Annotated in this window: 17 protein-coding genes; 11 read left to right on the plus strand and 6 right to left on the minus strand. The window is 64.2% G+C overall.

The window, feature by feature from the left end:
- The first annotated feature begins 95 nt into the window (after positions 1 to 95).
- A complete protein-coding gene (locus A5756_RS05640) occupies positions 96 to 2,399 on the plus strand; it encodes a bifunctional diguanylate cyclase/phosphodiesterase (RefSeq protein ID WP_197505742.1) in 2,304 nt (767 codons plus the stop codon).
- Positions 2,400 to 2,421: 22 nt separating this feature from the next.
- Here A5756_RS05640 and A5756_RS05645 read toward each other — a convergent pair whose 3' ends face one another.
- Both A5756_RS05645 and A5756_RS05650 read right to left on the minus strand, forming a co-directional pair.
- Positions 2,422 to 2,898, minus strand: a complete 477-nt coding sequence (locus A5756_RS05645) for an ATPase (RefSeq protein ID WP_066948628.1) — start codon at positions 2,896 to 2,898, stop codon at positions 2,422 to 2,424.
- The gene (locus A5756_RS05650; protein WP_066949114.1) at positions 2,895 to 3,599 is read right to left on the minus strand and encodes a DUF899 family protein; all 705 of its coding nucleotides are present in this window, start codon (positions 3,597 to 3,599) and stop codon (positions 2,895 to 2,897) included. The genes A5756_RS05645 and A5756_RS05650 overlap by 4 nt, the downstream gene beginning before the upstream one ends.
- A 199-nt stretch (positions 3,600 to 3,798) precedes the next feature.
- Between A5756_RS05650 and A5756_RS25285 the strand changes: the two genes are divergently transcribed.
- The 7 genes from A5756_RS25285 to A5756_RS05675 all read left to right on the plus strand — a co-directional run bounded on the left by A5756_RS25285 (position 3,799) and on the right by A5756_RS05675 (position 10,633).
- Complete coding sequence (locus A5756_RS25285) at positions 3,799 to 4,029, plus strand: DUF167 domain-containing protein (RefSeq protein WP_082948143.1); 231 nt, start codon at positions 3,799 to 3,801, stop codon at positions 4,027 to 4,029.
- Between the two features lie 122 nt (positions 4,030 to 4,151).
- Entirely contained in the window at positions 4,152 to 4,991 is an 840-nt protein-coding gene (locus tag A5756_RS05655) for a PPOX class F420-dependent oxidoreductase (RefSeq protein ID WP_066948633.1), read from the plus strand.
- A gap of 273 nt (positions 4,992 to 5,264) precedes the next feature.
- Entirely contained in the window at positions 5,265 to 5,741 is a 477-nt protein-coding gene (locus A5756_RS05660) for a DUF1772 domain-containing protein (protein ID WP_066948637.1), read from the plus strand.
- An 86-nt stretch (positions 5,742 to 5,827) separates the two neighbouring features.
- Entirely contained in the window at positions 5,828 to 5,959 is a 132-nt protein-coding gene (locus A5756_RS26605) for a hypothetical protein (protein WP_255360742.1), read from the plus strand.
- Complete coding sequence (locus A5756_RS05665; RefSeq protein ID WP_066948640.1) at positions 5,956 to 6,339, plus strand: DUF4267 domain-containing protein; 384 nt, start codon at positions 5,956 to 5,958, stop codon at positions 6,337 to 6,339. Before A5756_RS26605 ends, A5756_RS05665 begins: the two co-directional genes overlap by 4 nt.
- Before the next feature lie 410 nt (positions 6,340 to 6,749).
- Positions 6,750 to 7,856: a methyltransferase gene (locus A5756_RS05670; RefSeq protein ID WP_066948643.1), complete on the plus strand. Its 1,107-nt coding sequence runs from the start codon at positions 6,750 to 6,752 to the stop codon at positions 7,854 to 7,856.
- Positions 7,857 to 8,368: 512 nt separating this feature from the next.
- Complete coding sequence (locus tag A5756_RS05675) at positions 8,369 to 10,633, plus strand: bifunctional diguanylate cyclase/phosphodiesterase (RefSeq protein ID WP_156659263.1); 2,265 nt, start codon at positions 8,369 to 8,371, stop codon at positions 10,631 to 10,633.
- A gap of 173 nt (positions 10,634 to 10,806) precedes the next feature.
- Here A5756_RS05675 and A5756_RS05680 read toward each other — a convergent pair whose 3' ends face one another.
- Positions 10,807 to 11,625, minus strand: coding sequence for an alpha/beta fold hydrolase (locus A5756_RS05680; protein ID WP_066948650.1), 819 nt, complete (start codon positions 11,623 to 11,625; stop codon positions 10,807 to 10,809).
- Positions 11,626 to 12,237: 612 nt separating this feature from the next.
- On the opposite strand from A5756_RS05680, the gene A5756_RS05685 reads away from it, so the two are divergent.
- On the plus strand, positions 12,238 to 13,041 hold the full coding sequence (locus tag A5756_RS05685; RefSeq protein ID WP_066948653.1) for an SDR family oxidoreductase: 804 nt from the start codon (positions 12,238 to 12,240) through the stop codon (positions 13,039 to 13,041).
- 84 nt (positions 13,042 to 13,125) lie between these two features.
- Positions 13,126 to 14,019, plus strand: a complete 894-nt coding sequence (locus A5756_RS05690; protein WP_066948657.1) for a helix-turn-helix transcriptional regulator — start codon at positions 13,126 to 13,128, stop codon at positions 14,017 to 14,019.
- A gap of 156 nt (positions 14,020 to 14,175) precedes the next feature.
- Here A5756_RS05690 and A5756_RS05695 read toward each other — a convergent pair whose 3' ends face one another.
- Complete coding sequence (locus A5756_RS05695) at positions 14,176 to 14,673, minus strand: hypothetical protein (protein ID WP_231989086.1); 498 nt, start codon at positions 14,671 to 14,673, stop codon at positions 14,176 to 14,178.
- Positions 14,674 to 14,774: 101 nt separating this feature from the next.
- Positions 14,775 to 15,116 (minus strand): hypothetical protein, encoded by a 342-nt coding sequence (locus tag A5756_RS05700; RefSeq protein WP_232005324.1) that lies wholly within the window; start codon positions 15,114 to 15,116, stop codon positions 14,775 to 14,777.
- A gap of 400 nt (positions 15,117 to 15,516) precedes the next feature.
- On the opposite strand from A5756_RS05700, the gene A5756_RS05705 reads away from it, so the two are divergent.
- Complete coding sequence (locus tag A5756_RS05705; protein WP_231989085.1) at positions 15,517 to 15,855, plus strand: hypothetical protein; 339 nt, start codon at positions 15,517 to 15,519, stop codon at positions 15,853 to 15,855.
- Between the two features lie 353 nt (positions 15,856 to 16,208).
- Here the strand turns inward: A5756_RS05705 and A5756_RS05710 are convergent, their stop codons facing one another.
- Positions 16,209 to 16,949: an SDR family NAD(P)-dependent oxidoreductase gene (locus tag A5756_RS05710; protein WP_066948672.1), complete on the minus strand. Its 741-nt coding sequence runs from the start codon at positions 16,947 to 16,949 to the stop codon at positions 16,209 to 16,211.
- Positions 16,950 to 17,007: the final 58 nt, after the last annotated feature.

Here is a 17,007-nt window from a genome sequence, read left to right on the forward strand (position 1 = left end):
CCGTAATGGCCGAGAAACAGGTAAGCAAATTTGCACAACTACTTTTGCGGTGTGTCTTATCCTGCTTGCGAACCGCACCCGGCAGATTGAGGGGAATGTTGTCTCTGACACGAAGCCGCGTTGTGGTGGTCGTGTTGGCAACTATCGGGCTCCTCGCGTTCGCGACGATGCTGTTCATCTCGACCGGCGACTCGGGGCGCGGGCTAGTCGCCCCGGCAGGCTCCGTCATTGCAGGCGTCTTTGCACTCGCATGTTCAGCCAGTGCCGCGCGCGGTTCTCGAAGCCGCCAACGCCTTGCGTGGACCGTTCTTTCTACCGGGTTGCTCGGCTGGACCGCCGGCCAAGCAGTGTGGTGCTACGTCGCGGTCGGTGGCAGTCTTCCGGTCGCGGGCCTCTCGGCGGCCAACTTCGGCTACCTCATCTTGCCGCTGTGCGCGCTGGCAACCGCGGTCGCAATTCCCAGCCGGGATGATGCGCGATTTGGGATCGGCCTCCTGCTTGACGGCATCCTCGTCACCGCGTCGCTATTGATCATTCTCGTCATCCTGGCAGTGGGTCGCGGGGCGCACTCACCACAGACGGTCAGCGTTCCCGAGATCCTGTTGGCCACCGCGGCCGGCGTGTATGTGGGCCTCGTCGCCACGACCTTCGTCGTGGTGAGGAAGGCCGAGGCGGACCGCAAGCTTTCACCCACGCTGATGATGCTGGGGTGGGGCATCATCGCAGCGACCGGGGTGATCCATGTCGCAAAGGATTACGCCGACCAGGCGCCGAATGACCTCGTCGTTCTTGGGTGGGCAGGCGGAATGTACTTCGTCGCGCTGTCCGGAATCACTTCTCAGCCCAGCCAGGAACCCGACCTCGGTTTTTCGCAACCCTCTTCGAGGGCGTCGTTGTGGCTGCCCTACCTGCCCGTATTGCTCGCCATTGTCGTTGGTGCCGTGCACTTTTGGCCTGCATACCGGAGCGAGGCGTTCATTTTCTTGGTTTGCGTGGTGCTTTTCGTTACCACCCTGGCCCGCCACATCTTGCTGCTCGACCGAAAGCAACGTCTGCTCGTCGCGGTGTCTGACGCCGCCCTACGCGACCCGCTAACGGGGTTGGCAAATCAGCAACTATTTGATGATCGCCTGGCGCACGCGCTGCGCTTACACGTTCAGCACAGCGTGCCGGTCAGCGTGCTCACGGTGGGCGTCGACGATTTCAAGCTGGTGAACGACACGCTGGGTTATGACGTGGGCGACGAACTCCTGCGCGCCGTTGGCCAGCGGATCCAAGCCAATACCAACGACATTCACACCGTTGCGCGGATGAGCGGGGACGAATTCGCGATTCTGGTCGAAGACCGTCCCGACGCGGCAGTGCAGGTTGCCAACGGGCTTGCACGATCTTTCCAGGAACCCATCGACATTGAGGATCACCGCCTGGACGTGCGCGTGAGTATCGGTGTGGCTTCGGCTAATTCAGGGCTCGTCGCCGCCCCAACGCCGGGTGATCTCCTCAGACAGGCCGATGCGGCACGATCCGTCGCCCGGCAGGCGAACTCGGCCAATGTTCGGACGTTCACACCCGAGATGGACGATCAACTTGGCGGGGCGCCGGCCTACGACAGTGCCATCGCGCGACTGCAGTTGCTGGGCGAACTGCGACGCGCCATTGAGAACGGCTCGCTGACCCTGCTCTACCAGCCGAAATTCGGCTTGATGACCGGCTCGGTGCGCGGAGTAGAGGCGCTCGTCCGGTGGCAGCACCCGCGCTTTGGCGTGCTGAAGCCCGCCCAGTTTTTGCCCCTGGTTCGCGAGCACGGGCTGATGCATGCGCTCACCGATCTGGTGTTGTCGCGCGCCGTCGCCGACGCTGCCGCTTGGCACGCGGAAGGTGCAGCGATCCCGGTCGCGATCAACCTGGCGGCGCCCTCGCTCGACAAGGATGCGCTGCCCGACCGCATCATGTCGGTGCTCCACACATACGCAATGTCTCCTGGTTCTCTCACGATTGAGATCACCGAGGATTTGGTGGTGGCCGACCTGGCCAAGGCCCGCACGGTGCTGGATCGTCTCCGGGAGAACGGCATCCGGGTGGCGATCGACGACTTCGGCAGCGGCTACGCCACTCTGACCTATCTGCGCGAGCTACCGGTCGATGAAGTCAAACTCGGCCGCGAGTTCATCGCGCCGATCCTGCACGACGACCGAGCCGCAATCATCACGCACTCGGTCATCGAGTTGGCATCTGCGTTCGGCATCGCGACCGTTGCCGAAGGCGTCGAGGACCTCGCCACGGCCCAACGACTCAAGGACTACGGTTGCGACGCCGTACAAGGGAACTTCTTCTGCCGCCCGCTGCCTGCTTCCGAGATTCCGCGAGTCTCTGGCATCTCCACATTCGCGGCGCAATAGTCGTCGTCTCCCAAACGACGGCTTAGTTCGCGACCGATCGCTCCAGAGTGGCCAGCGACGCGGCTAGGTAGTCTTCACCGAAAATCGGCATATCGCCGACTCGGTCGCGGAACTCCTGCGGTGTGCCGCTCCAGTCATAAGTGAGCGTCACGTCGGTGTGGTTCCCGTTAGGTGCGAGGTCATAGCGCCAGAACCAACCACCGGGATTGTGGTTGCCCGCCTCGTCGAGCACGCCCGGCATCCAACCGATGGCACGGTCCGTGTCGAAAACATTGACCAGGTTGTGGGTGACATAGTCGCCGCCGGCCCGGTCGAGGTACATGTTCATCGCGAACATCTGTCCCGCGCGGGTGATGGGCGCGGTGTCCACCGAGTCACGGACCCAGTCAGTGGGCTCGGTGTTTTGGTGCCGCGCCGGGTCGGCGAGGACCGCGAAGATCTCGGCCGGCGTCGCGGCGATGGTGCGGGTGACGACGTAACGTTCTGTGGTTGAGCTCATTCGATGTCCTCACTGGCGGGCCCGTAGGCGGCTGCGATACCGGGGGAGTCGAGCCAACCCGAGTACGTGGGGCGAGAGGGCCACCCTTCGGGCGAATCGAGCCATTCCTCCTGCCGGCCCCACGGCAGGATGTCGATCAGACCAAAGGAGTGACTGAGCTGCTCGGTGCCCCGCCCATTGGTATGCCAAGTCCTGTACACCGTGTCCCCGTGGCGCAGGAATACGTTGACGCCAAAACCGCCGCCGGGCGGAGCATCCATGTCGGTGGCGAAGGGGCTCTGCGACGACGAGTACCACTCCATCCGGTTGCCGACCTTTCGCTTGTAGGCGAGCGCTTCCTCGATCGGTCCGTTGGTGACGATGACGAACCGGGCGTCGTAGTTGTCGAGGAACTCCAGACGGGTGAACTGCGACGTGAAGCCCGTGCACCCGGGGCATTGCCACTCCGCGCCGTCTGACCACATGTGGTGGTACACGATGAGCTGGGAGCGGCCGGCGAACACGTCGGCCAGGCGGATCGGGCCATCAGCCCCGATCAGGGTGTAGTCGGGCACTTCGACCATCGGCAGCCGCCGGCGTTGGGCGGCGACCGCGTCCAATTCTCGAGTGGCGGCCTTCTCCCTTTTGCGCAATTCATCGAGCGCGGCGCGCCACGTTTGTTGATCGACGACCCGCGGCAGGGCCGTGGCTTTGGATGACATGGGATCCACCTTTGCTTCGATTTCTTCGTCCCGAAAGGTCTGACTGCCGAAGTGTCCGGAATTCATCGGAGCGTCGCTGCCGCGGTGATCTTGACCTAGCGACGCAGATCAGAGCGTGGCCTCTTCCTACATCAGCTATGGCAGGGCGCCACCAGGAACGGGCAGCGGAGCGCATACCCGGCCGGTAGCCTTACGCGGCATGAACGACTCCGTCGTCGTCAGGGTCAAGCCCGGCAGTCGCAAGGGGCCCCTCGTTGAGGTCGGTCCTGACGGTGAGCTGACCGTCTACGTTCGGGAACCTGCGGTTGACGGCAAGGCCAACGACGCCGTGACCCGGCTACTGGCAGCCCACCTGCGATTGCCAAGGAGTCGGGTCGAGTTGATATCCGGAACCACAGCACGGCTCAAACGTTTCCGCGTGAGCCGTTGAGTGTCGCACGGCGCGACGCAGGCCTGGGCCCCCGCCGGCGCCGTCGCCCGCCTCGTCACATATTGATGCCCAATTCCGTCTAGCGATTAGGAGCAGTAAGGAAGCATCGTCGGAAGGGCGCCATGATGAATCGCTTGAGTACGGGCGCGCAGATCTACCTGGTCGCGGTGACAGCGGCCGTGGGGGCAACCACCTCTGGGATCGGGATCTGGTGCCTAGTCGATCCGAATTCGTTCGCCGATGCCGTCGGATTCGATGCCCATCGGCACTTCCTGCATGACGTGGGCGCGTTCCAGTTGGGCCTTGGCGTCACCCTGCTCCTCGCGCTGATCTGGGCGGACGCGTTGGCCACGGCGCTCGCGGGATTCATTGCGGCGAACGCCGTGCACACGGTGAACCACGTCGTGGACCTCGACGTGGGTGGTTCGGCCGCGCAAGCGTGGGTTCTCGGAGTGGTGTCAGTTGCCCTGGCCCTGGCATTCGGGCTGCGGTTGCGCCAACTCGGCTACGTTCTGGGCTCCGTTGGCACGGCAGCCAACCCGACGTTGGTGCCCTTCGTGCGCCAGAAGACCATCGCGCTCACCACCTTTCGCAAGGATGGCACTCCGGGCTCGAGCCCGATCAGCATCGCGGTGGAAGGAGATCGCGCCTACTTTCGAAGTTTCGAACGGGCGGTCAAAGTGCGCCGGATTCGCCGTAACCCGAGCGTTGAATTCGGCCCGGCGACGGCATCGGGGAAACCGACGGGAACCGCGCTGCCTGGCCGCGTGCGTCTGCTAGAGGGGGCTGAATATCAGAAGGCGGCACGCCTGCTGCGGCAGAAATATCCTTTTCTGCATGGCGTGCTGGTGCCGTCCGCTCACCGGCTCATGCGGCGCAAGTTCGGCCGCACGATTCACGCGGAGTTGACTCTGTTGTCGGATCTAGGACCTAGCCGGTCGCAAGCTGATTTTCTCGCCTAAATACGTTTGGGCACAGCTCCTTTCGCACGTACATTAAGCTCCGCTCCAATCCCTTCCGCGGCATCTGTCGACCGGGGGAGCGCCCGCCCCGGCTGACGTCTATCCCGGGGTGGCCTATCGGACGTCGAGGGCGGCGTTGACATGGTCGCTCACGACGATCGCCCACCGCGGTACCGCATATGGTAGCGGCGATATAACTGCTAGCACCGCTATTGACACCGATGTGCATAGGGGTTAGCGTTGCTAGCAGTACGGCATGAGGGGAGTTACGACATGGTTTTGGACGTCATCGTCCGTGCCGCTGCACTCATCGCGGTCCTGGCTACCGCAGTGGTCTACGGGACCGACGTGTTCTGTGCGATCGTGCTGCGACCGGCCTTGGCGTTGGTCGACGACGATGCCGTGGTCGTGGTCATGGGACGCGTGCACCAATACGCAGACCGGCGCATGCCTGTGCCGGGGGTGCTCGGGGTTGTTGCCGCTGCGGCGAGTGCGATGCTCGCCACGGTGGCAGCGCATTGGGCACAGGCGATCGCGGCGGGCGTCGCGCTGGTCCTGCTGTTGGTCTGGCTTGCGCTGTACACGAAGGTGAGCGCACCAATCAATCGGCAACTGACAGCGGCTGCGCACCTTAGCCGGCGATTACCAGAAGCGCGTGCGCTGCAAGAGAAGTGGGACTCGATCATCGGCGCCCGCGCGACCCTCCAGGGTATGGCAGTGGCCGCGCTATGCGTGGAGCTGATGATCTGACGTGCCACCGAGCCAGCCGACTTCAACCGAAGGGGGACAGGTTCGATGTTCCAGCTCAGGATCTACACGCTGCGATCACCTCAGGCATGACCAGCCCGGAATTCGCCGACGACATGACCGGATTCGACGTTGGCGACATCGTCGACGTTCAGACGACACCGCTTGACCCGACGCCGTTTTCACCGATTGACAAACGACCCAAGGAGCGCGCGACATGACCGTGACCACGACCATCGGCTACACGCTCGCCGGACTCCTAGCCGCGGGCATCATCTTCATCGGCGCACGTTTCCTCGTCGCGCCGCGCGTCGCCGCCGCCGGCTACGGCGTGCTCCCCGATCTGGACCGACCGGGGGTGGGCGCGTACCTGAGCGTCAAGGGCGTGCGCGACACCGCCAGTGGGCTCTTCGTCATCATCCTGATGATCGCGGGCGCGACCCACCTGGTCGGCTGGGTGATGTTGGCCGCCAGCATCATTCCGATTGGCGACGCGACCATCGTGCTCCGCAACGGCGGCTCGAAGTCGGTAGCGTGGGGAGTCCACGGCGCCACCGCCGCCGTCATGCTCATCACCAGTGCGTTCCTGCTCGTGCCCTAAGGGAGGAGGAACGCGACCGCGTCATCCACCCTGATCATCGAACCTATTGCACTGCAAGAGCTTTAACCCGCAGCGACCCCGAGGGGTGGACCCACAGTGGCCGCGGGAACGCAGCCGGTAGTTGTTGCGGCGGTAAATGCGAGGATCGTCGCAACGACGACCTTCGTGACTAGACGTGACATGGCAACTCCGTTCATCCGGCCCCTCGTCAGAACTTTAGATGGAACGGCCAATTATTTCAACCACTATTGAAATACTGCGGGTCCGCAGGCATAGTTCCTGTGCGGACAGTTTTATCGGCCGCGCAGCAGGAGCGCTCAGACGAGCGTTAGGCGCATTAGTGTGTGCGCTGATGCCGTCAGCAACGGCGGCCCTGTCCTTCCTGCCTGCGCGCCTGAAAGAACCGAGCCATGAACGAGAAGGGGAGTCACTTGACGTCTAAGGTTCCGCCGGTCAAGGTCGCGCGAGCCGTTGAACGGACCCGCCACCACTTGTCGCGCCTGCGCCAGCGCTCCGCGCCGCCTGCCGCAGTGATGATGGAATTGATTCTGAACGCATGGGTGGCCCAGACGATCACGTCCGCGGCGGATCTTGGGGTAGCGGATGCCCTGGCGGATGGCCCACTGTCGGGCGAGCAACTGGCTGACCGGGTCGGTGCCGACGCCGACGCCCTGAGGCGACTGATGCGAGCGTTGATCGGCATAGGGATTTTCCGACTGGGCAGCGACGGGCGTTACGCACTCACGCCACTAGCGGACACGCTGCGCACCGACGCGCCGGTCTCAATGGCCGGAATGGCGCGGTGGGTCGGCTCACCTCAGCATCGCGAGCACTGGAGCCACCTGACCGACGCGATTCGCACCGGGAACCCGGTGCTCCCAAAGCTTCGCGGCAAACCGGCCTTCGAATACCTGGCCGACGAAGCGGAGTTGGGTGGGATCTTCAACTCTGCCATGACCAATGTGTCCGAGTTTTCTACCGTGCCCTTGACCGCCGCCTACGACTTCGGTGCGTTCGGCACGATTGTCGATGTGGGCGGCGGACACGGTCGGCTGCTGGCGGCGATCCTCGAGACGGCTCCGAATTCGCGCGGCGTGCTGTTCGATCTTCCGGAGGTCGTAGCCGGGGCCCCTGAGTTGTTTCGCAAGTACGGTGTCGATGACCGCGCCCGGATCGAAGAGGGCTCGTTCTTCGATTCCGTGCCGCAGGGGGGCGACGCATATGTGCTCAAAAACGTCATCCACGACTGGCCCGAGGAAGACGCGGTCCGCATCCTGAAAAACGTCCGCGCCGCGACCCGCACCGGCGCGCGCCTGTTGCTCTGCGAGTTCGTCATTCCCGACCACGACCGGGACTTCCACGGCAAATGGGTGGACATCGAGATGCTGGTCGTCGCCGGCGCACGCGAACGCACCGCAGAAGAGTACGGCCGGCTGTTCGACCGAGCCGGTTTCCGGCTGAATCGCGTCGTCGACACCGTGTCGCCGCTCAGCATCATCGAGGCAACCGCCGTATAGCCAAGGCGACTCCGGCGCCTTGGCAGGATTGCAACGGCAGATCCGGTGATTTTGCGAGACGCACCTTCCCAGCGCGCATTGACGGTTTCAGTGCGCGGCCTAGTCGTCTCGCCGCGTGCGCGGACGTGCAGGCGCCCGCGAGGTACGCCGCGTACCGCTCGGCGTTCGTGATGGGGAAGACTGCGTACTCGGTATTCCGCGCGAATAGCACTGGGGCGTAGAACTTTTCAGCGAGAGTCTTTCCCGCAGCGGGGAGATCGCGGGAATCTGGAGCTGACCTCACTGTGTGCGGCATCGCCCAAGACCTTCCGATCAATCATGCTCGGCAAACGTGTACGGCTCCAAGACGTGGTCGGGGATGGACGCTTCATAAACTGACAGGCCTCCAGACGATTCCGCATCCGCTTTGCTGAAAAGGCGCTGACGTTTCTCCGGCATGAGCGATAACGGTCCCGGTACCGCCCTGTTCTGCCAAGATTTACACGTCATACCGGCGGGCTGGAGGGGGCGCGTTGCGGTTTCTGAGCCGCCGCATGGGTTATTGGCTGTCTGCAGTCGTCGTTGCTGCGGCAGAATTCAACGCGCTCGGGTTGTGGGGGGTGGCGACGGCACAGCGGGCGCAGTTCGTTCTCGAAGCAGTGTTGTGCGTCGTGGCGCTGCTCGCCGGGCTGCTTGTCGTTCGGCGGGTGGCCGGCCTGGCGCGGTGGTGGCGAGTGACCCTTCTGGCGGCCATCGCCACCTTTCTGACAGCTGAGGCCCTCTCTCAGCGACCCCGGGCGGCCAATAGCGACGCGACCGCGCCAACGTCAGCGGTCATCGGCTATTTCGTTGCCGGACTGCTGTTCGGTGCGGCGATACTTCTGCTGGTCCGGTCCGGCCACCGAGCTCTGACGCGAACGTGGATGGGGGGACGGCAGAGCTTAATTACCACCGGCCTTGATGGATTGTTGGCGACACTCGCGTTCTTCCACCTGGTCTATGTCGCCCGGCTGGGGGCCATGCACGGAGCCGCGCTGCCGAGGTCGACCAACACCGCAGTCGTAACCGGCATCGAGGCAGTCGAACTCGTCGTGGTGGTGAGTGCCCTTCTGCTGGCGATGTGGTATCCGCCGTATCGACCGGGCCGGACGAATTACATGCTGCTTGCCGCCGCTGTGATCACCCTGACGTCTTCAGACCGGCTGCTCGCCTACCTTCGCAGCGTCGGGGTGACCCAGCTGGACTTGTGGATCGGCACCGGATTCGTCATGGCTCCGCTGCTGATCGCATGGAGTCTGGTGGATTTTCCAGCACGCGCCCGCCCCGAGCACGACGAAGAAATGCCGACCAATTGGGCGCAGCTCACCCTGCCGTACGTGGGATTCATGGGCAGTACCGCGCTCGTCACCTTCCACGAGCTCATCGGACGCCGGGTCGACCCCATCTTCATCGGCACCTACGTTGCGATGGCCGTGCTCGTTTCGACCCGGTACCTGGTGGCGATGCGCGTGCAGAGGACGCTCACCGAGCAGCTCATCGACGCCAAACGCCGCCTCGCGCATCAGGCTCATCACGACCCGTTGACCCACCTACCCAATCGATTGTTCTTGGCGCAGCGGCTGGACGATGCGATACGCGACGGACCGTTCGTGCTGATCTTCGTCGACATCGACGATTTCAAAGAGGTCAACGACCGATTCGGGCACGCCGCCGGTGACGAACTGTTATGCGCGATCAGCGCGCGGCTCAGGAGTTGCCTTGGCGCCGACGACACACTGGCTCGTGTCGGCGGAGACGAGTTCGCCATCCTCATCACGGGTGTCGTGGAGACACCCGAACTGGTCGCCGACCAACTGCGGGTGGCGCTTCGCAGCCCGTTCTCGCTACATGGCACGTCGGTCCGAGTGCGCGCCAGCATGGGCCTGGTCAGTCCCGGATGTGACGGCCTGCCTCGGACCTCCGATGATCTACTCAGGCAGGCCGACATCTCGATGTACACCGGAAAGCGGCTGGGCAAGGACACCGCGGTGGTCTACCGGCCGGCATTCACTGTGGCCGAGGATTTTCCGACCGCGCTTCGGCAGGCGAAAGGTGGTACTCCACAGGGCTTTCGGCTGAAATACCAACCCATCGTCGGCCTGCCACAGGGCAACCCGGTCGCCGTCGAGGCGCTTGCCCGCTGGACCACACCGAGCGGCATACAGATTCCGCCCCAGACCTTCGTTTCCCTGGCCGAAGCTAACGGCATGGGGGCAGAACTCGATGCCCTGGTACTCGATCGGGCCTGCGCGGACATCCAATCGTCCGGCCTTGGCCTGGACGTTCATATCAATATCGGCGCCGCGCGTTTGGGCAGCGTCGATTTCGAACGGGTCATCAGCAGCACGCTTGCCCGGCACGGGTTGCCGCCGCAACGAGTCGTCCTAGAGATCACCGAGACGGTTCCCATTGTGGATCTCGCCGACGCAGCGGCGGCCATCAGACGACTGAATGCCCTGGGCATCAGAGTGGCCTTGGATGACTTCGGCGCCGGATACAACTCGCTGACCTATTGGCACGAGTTGCCGGTGCAGATTGTGAAACTCGACCGCGGGCTGGCGATGGGCGTCGAGCCAGGACGTAACCTCACGCTGTATCGCTCGGTCATCGGGCTCTGCGAAGCCTTGGGCCTCAACGTCATTGCTGAAGGAATCGAAACCGCCGAACAGGCTGAGACGGTCTTCATGGCCGGATGTGGTCTGGCGCAAGGCCATCTGTTCGGTCGGGCTACCGACCTCGCTGACGTGGTCGCGTCCTAGCCGATTCGGTTGGCGCGCGTCGGCCCGAGCTCGCATCCCGCTCGACTGCGGACAGTCGGGGGCCAGCGGTCGCCGCCGCGATCGTTTATCGGCAATCGGAAGCGAAGCCCTGGCGGCTACTTCCCGTCGACTCCCGGCCGGCGATTGAGTCCACCTGTTCCAGCACTGTCGTTTCAGGACGCGATGAACGCGAGCAGGTCCGGGTTGAGGACATCGGCGTGGGTGGTCAGCATGCCGTGCGGGTAGCCGGCGTAGGTCTTCAACGCAGCGTTTTGAAGGAGGTCGACCGCTCGGGGCACCGCGCTGGCGAACGGAACGATCTGATCGTCATCGCCGTGCATCACCAGGACGGGAACGGTGATCTTCCGCAGATCCTCGGTGTAGTCCTGCAGCCATGACGCCACTGTCTCGTAGTGAGCCTGGGCGCTGCCGGACATGCCCTGACGCCACCAGTTCGCGATGACCGCCTCGGATGCCGCCGCACCCGGGCGGTTGAACCCGTAGAACGGCCCCTCTGGCACCGCACGGAAGAACTCCGACCGATTCCCCAAGACACCCGCGCGCACCGCGTCGAACCACTCTTGGGGTTGACCGCCCGGATTGTTGTCGGTCTGCATCATGCTCGGCGTCGGGGAGGACACCAGTACCGCCTTGGCGACGCGCTCCTGGTGGCGCGCCACGTAGCAGGCCACTTCAGCACCGCCGGTGGAATGCCCGATATGGACCGCTTCGCGCAGATCGAGCTGCTCGGTCAGCGCCGCGAGATCGGCCACCCAGTGCTGGATGTCATTGCCGGTCCCGACCTGCTCGGATCGACCGTGCCCGCGCCGGTCGTGGGCAATCACCCGATAGCCGTGCTGCAGGAAGAACATCATCTGCGCGTCCCAGTCGTCGGCCGTCAGCGGCCAGCCATGACTGAACACGATCGGCTGGCCAGAGCCCCAGTCCTTGAAGAAGATCTCGACACCGTCCGAGGTAGTAATGGTGGGCACAGACGTTCCTCCCGGCGGTCGCCCTCGCGGGCGCTCCCGCGATCGAGTGATTCACACTGTAAGCCACCAGGTAGAAGTTCGCGTCAACCATCGACTGCATGTTCGCCCGAGAACTGGAAATCCCTGGGCTACAGCGGAAGACGGACATCGGTGTCAGGTCCACACCTGGCCACTACTTGGTGGACGAACCACGAGGCCACCGACGACAAGCAACTCACAAACAGATCGTGACGGAAGGATTGGGGCACACCGAGTCAGCACACCAGGCAAGGGCGGCCCTCCCAGTACCTGTATCACTAGGGTCTCCCAGGCGTCCAAGTCGCCTGTCACCCTTGTTCAGTCGGCTCCCAGCCAGACCGATAAGAAAGCAATGAATCTGGGTTTGCATCACTGGAACTTTTCAGGGCCTCCCGATGTAGGCCACCGCCCTCGCGGCGACGGTCCGAACCCACGAGTTGCGCGGTTTGCACGCTGCAGATCGACAGGAGCGCGCAGTGCGGCCGCCCCGAGAGCCCGTACCAGGTGTCCGCAGTTTTGCCTCCACTGGTTCTACTCGGCTGCACCGAATGCGCGTGTTGGCGCATTCCGCCACAACAGAAGGGACACAGACCAATGGAAGACAACCAATTAAGGACTCATATCGAGCTTTTCGATCTGAGCGGGAAGTACGCCCTTGTAACCGGCGGCACCAGAGGCATTGGGATGATGATCGCGCGCGGCCTTCTGCAGGCGGGCGCCCGCGTCGTCATCAGCTCACGCAACGCAGATGCGTGCGCGGAGGCACAGCATCGGCTGTCCGAATTCGGTGACATCCAAGCAATCCCCGCCGACCTGTCCAGGCACGACGAATGTCAGCGCCTAGCGGATCTGGTCACGACCGACTCACACTTGGACATCCTCGTCAACAACGCGGGAGCGATGTGGCGCGAGCCGCTAGAAACGTTCCCGGACGAGGCCTGGGACTCAGTGATCGACCTCAACCTCAAGTCACCGTTCTGGCTGGTGCAGGCGCTGCTCCCCGCACTGCGCGAGGCGGGCACTGCCGATGATCCCGCGCGGATCATCAACGTCGGCAGTATCGCCGCCATCCACGTCGCCCAGTCGCCCAACTATTCGTACGCCAGTAGCAAGGCGGCACTGCATCAACTCACCAGAGTGCTTGCCAGAGAGTTGGGCCCACAGCACATCACGGTGAACGCGGTCGCACCGGGAGTGTTCCCTTCGCAGATGATGGCGTCCACGCTCGATGCCATCGGTGACACGATCGCGGCGGCGGCGCCTCTGCGCCGGCTCGGCCACGACGATGACATGGCGGGTGTCGCCGTGTTTCTCGCCAGCCGGGCTGGGTCCTACCTCACGGGAACCATCATTCCGGTCGACGGCGGCATCGCGACGACCGCAACGGGTACGCCCTAGGCGGTCTCCAAGTCGGGTCTTACGCGGTCGTAGGGGTACCAGCAGTGCCTCCCATAGACTGCGGGACGGACCTACGGTGAAGGGATGGCCACGACGGACCTTCGCACCGATATCCGGGAGTTTCTCAGCTCTCGTCGCGCCCGCATCACGCCCGAACAGGCGGGCCTGCCCGCATACGGCGGCAATCGTCGGGTCAAAGGTCTACGTCGCGAAGAGGTAGCGCTACTGGCGGGGGTATCGGTCGACTACTACGTGCGCATGGAGCGCGGCGGCCTCGCCAGTGCCTCCGATGGTGTGCTCGACGCGTTGGCCTCGGCCTTGCAACTCGACGAGGCCGAGCGCGACCACCTGTTCCACCTCGCGCGCCATTTCGCGGCGACCGGCGGCCCGCGCCGGCGCAGGCCCGCCGTGAGGGTCCGCTCGTCACTGCAGCAGGTGCTCGACGCGATCTCCGATGCGCCGGCCTCGATCGGTAACGGACGTTATGACGTGGTGGCCATGAACCAGCTCGGGCGCGCGCTGTATTCACCGGTGCTGGCCGACCCGCACCGACCCGCGAACACGGCGCGGTTCGTGTATCTGGCTCCCGAAGCGGCCAGAGATTTCTTCGTCGACTACGACACAATTGCCGGTGACGTGGCCGCGAAGCTACGCATGCAAGCCGGCCGCAATCCGCACGACGAGCAGCTGATCGCCCTCGTCGGCGAATTATCAACGCGCAGTGACCTATTCCGGCAGCGGTGGGCTTCTCAGGACGTGCGGCTGCACCGGTCCGGGCGCAAGCGGTTGCGCCATCCGATCGTGGGCCAGCTCGACTTGGACGTCGAGTCCCTCGAACTGCCCGCCGACCCCGGCCTGCACCTCAACGTCTACACCGCGCCCGCGGGCACGCCGACCGCTGATAATCTGGCGCTCTTGGCGTCGTGGGCGGCCACCCAACAGACGCTGGCCACCGAGCTAGGAGCACCCAATCACTAGTCGAACTTTGGCGTACTAGTCGCACACTTCCCGCCGACCACCTCGGGGTGATCGAACATGGCGACGAGTACGCATACGGTCGCGACATTCACGGAGCTCCCCACACCCGAGCCACTTCTAGCCGCAACAGTGGGTCATACATCGGGACGAAAGCGCCTATGCCGCATGGGTGGGGCAGGCGCGTGCCAGGGCGGCCATCTCGTCGCCGAACTCCTGGTTAACCCGGGCCACCGCTTTCGCCGACGGCGGCAGTTCCGTTTTCAGCGGGTCTTGTCTGCCTAGGTCGTCGTTCATCTGGTTGGCGTCATTCATGAATTCTCGGGCTAGCGCCGCAGCTCGTTGCGCGTGGGCCGACAGGCCAGGCGCGGTCACCTGGTTGGCTCGCCGCGCAAGGCCATCGAGCCATGCCTGATAGTCGGCGTCAGTGGGCACGGAGTTTTCTTCGTAGGAGCCCGGTGGCGCGAACCGCGTCTTGGCTTTCAACGAGGCCTGCATGTCGCGGTTGAAATCGATGAATTGCCGCACACTCCAACACGGTTGCGCCCGCTCATCGATGCGCAACGCGACGAACAGACCCGCGGCGGCCACGACCACGCACCATGCCGTCAGCAACCGCCGGGCGGTCCTGCGTGTGCGGAGACTGTTCGCGGCCACAAGACCAACCTAATTGCTGATGGGGCCGCGCGAAACCACGTCATCGGGCATCAGCTGCCCGCGCTCTCAACTGTCTCGGGGACCAAGCCGGCGCCGCCCCGTCACGCGTGGGGGCAGAAGATGCCCAGGATCTGTTGGCAGTTGTCCTTGTTGATGAGCGCCGGCGGGGGCGGGGGCGGCGGTGCCGGTGGGTTGTCGCCGTCCCAAATGTTCTGGGCGACATTGCCCTGCCCGAAGTAGACGTAATAGTAGGTGTGGCAGATGTTGTTGTCCCAAATGACGGGATTGGTGACGTGGTTACCGGTCGGCGGCAAAGGTTCCCCCGGGCACCAGCGGTGCGGGCCGCCATCGGCGTTGGCGGTGCCCGCGGCGAGCCCGAGACCTGCGGCACCCAGTCCGCCGGCCACCAGGGCGGTTGTCGCCAACCGCGCGATCCGTCGCATCATGATTGTCCTGTTCCGTCGGGTGGCCCCCGGAGTGGGGCGCTCTCGAGCTGAAGCAAATAGCGCGCCCGCCGCTACCGATCCCAAACTTGTCCAGCGGTCGCCGTGGCCGCTGCGCGGTTTGGGCAAGTCCCATGCATGCTGAGCGATTGCGGGGGGTGACACCGCATGGCCGCTTGCCGTGTAACGCCCCGACGTCAGGCGGGTGTCAGACTGGCTTCGCCAGGTGAGCGCGAAAGTGGCCGACGGGCGGGCCGAACTGTTCTTCGACCACCACCTCCGACGAAGTTGAGTACGAACTGCCGTCCCGCCGCCGCGGCGGGATGGGGGCTGTCAGGCGAGCATGGTTGCCGCGCAGCGCGACTCCGTGCTGTGACCGTTAAGGATCGTTACCGCAATCGTGATTTTCGCGCTCGTATCATTGAATTCACGAGAATTCGAAAGTTTCGACCTCAACAACGCCGATCGGCGTCCGCGAGCCTGGGGGGCTGATATGACCATCGCAATCGCCGAGCGCGAGCCAGTCGAGAAAGACGCGTCCCACGCGCACGCCGATGCCGCTTTGGCGGTCGCAAGGGTCAACGCGATGCCCTGGCGAGGGGACATCGTTCTCGCCGAATGGAAGCCGCGCTGGCGACCCACGGAAGAAGAGATCGTGCGCGCGGCGATCGCGGTGATTTTGGCCGCCCTTGTTGTGATGATCGGCGTCGCCGCGGGCGCGATCTTGACAATGGGCTAGCAGCGGATAGGGCAGGTGGCCCTGAGCCCCACGAGAGAATGCGATCAGGGACCACAAGTTGTCGGCACGACCGAGTAGCTTGAAAGTGCTGCAGCACAACGTGTACGGACGCCCAGGAAGCACTACGGATAACCCGCAAGTTTTGATCATGCATGTTGCTTCACCGCGGCGTCACCGGGGGAGCCGAGCCGAGATCACCAACTCGGGCTTGCGAGAGTTGACCGAGGTGGTCTGCTCTTCGAACTCGGCAACCAAGCCGGTAGCGGCAACGATCTGTAGATGGAGCCCCATTCGCTACCCCCGGGCCAGAGTCGCCCCGCGTGGTGCATCGAGCACGTCGCGGGGAGGCTACATCAGACCTGGATCTGTCCGCCGTCCACAGTGAGCTCCGCACCGGTGAGGAAGCTGCTCTGATCCGAGGCCAAGAACAGCACCGCCGCTGCGATCTCCTCGGGGCGTCCCAGCCGCTTCATTGGCAGCTGAGCGGCCATGCCATCGAGCAGGTTCTGCTGCTGGTCAGCCGGCGCCAGGCCGGTGAGTCCGGGTGTTTCGACAGGGCCGGGCACGACGGTGTTGACCCGGATCTTGCGGTCGGCCAGTTCCGCCGCCCACGTGCGGCCGAGGGACCGGATGGCCGCTTTGGATGCCGCATAGAGACCGAACGCGGGTTCGCCCTTGGAGGCCGCGGTAGATCCGGCGAGGACGATCGATGCGCCCTCGTTGAGCAAAGGCAGTGTCTTCTGCACGGTGAACACCGTGCCGGCGACGTTGCGGTCGAAGTTGTTCCGGTAGTGCTCGGGGGTCACATCGGCCAAGGCGGCGAAATCGCCGCCACCGGCATTGGCGAAGACAACGTCAAGGCCCTTGCCGTGGGCTGAGATTTCGGCGGCCAGGCTGTCGAGTTCGTCTGGCTTACTGACATCGCTCTGCACCGCATGGGCGCCGATCGAGGCGGCTGCCCCGTCGAGGCGGGCGCGGTCGCGACCGGTGATGAAAACATAAGCGCCTTCGTCAGCGAGGCGCTTGGCCGTAGCCAGACCGATGCCCGAGGATCCGCCAGTGACCAGTGCTGTCTTGCCGTCGAGCTGTCCCATGGTCGGGCCCCGTTCTTGTCGTGTTGTTGATCCGCTACCCGACTACAACCTACGGGAT

The sequence above is a fragment of the Mycobacterium sp. 852002-53434_SCH5985345 genome, assembly GCF_001667155.1.
GTDB lineage: Bacteria > Actinomycetota > Actinomycetes > Mycobacteriales > Mycobacteriaceae > Mycobacterium.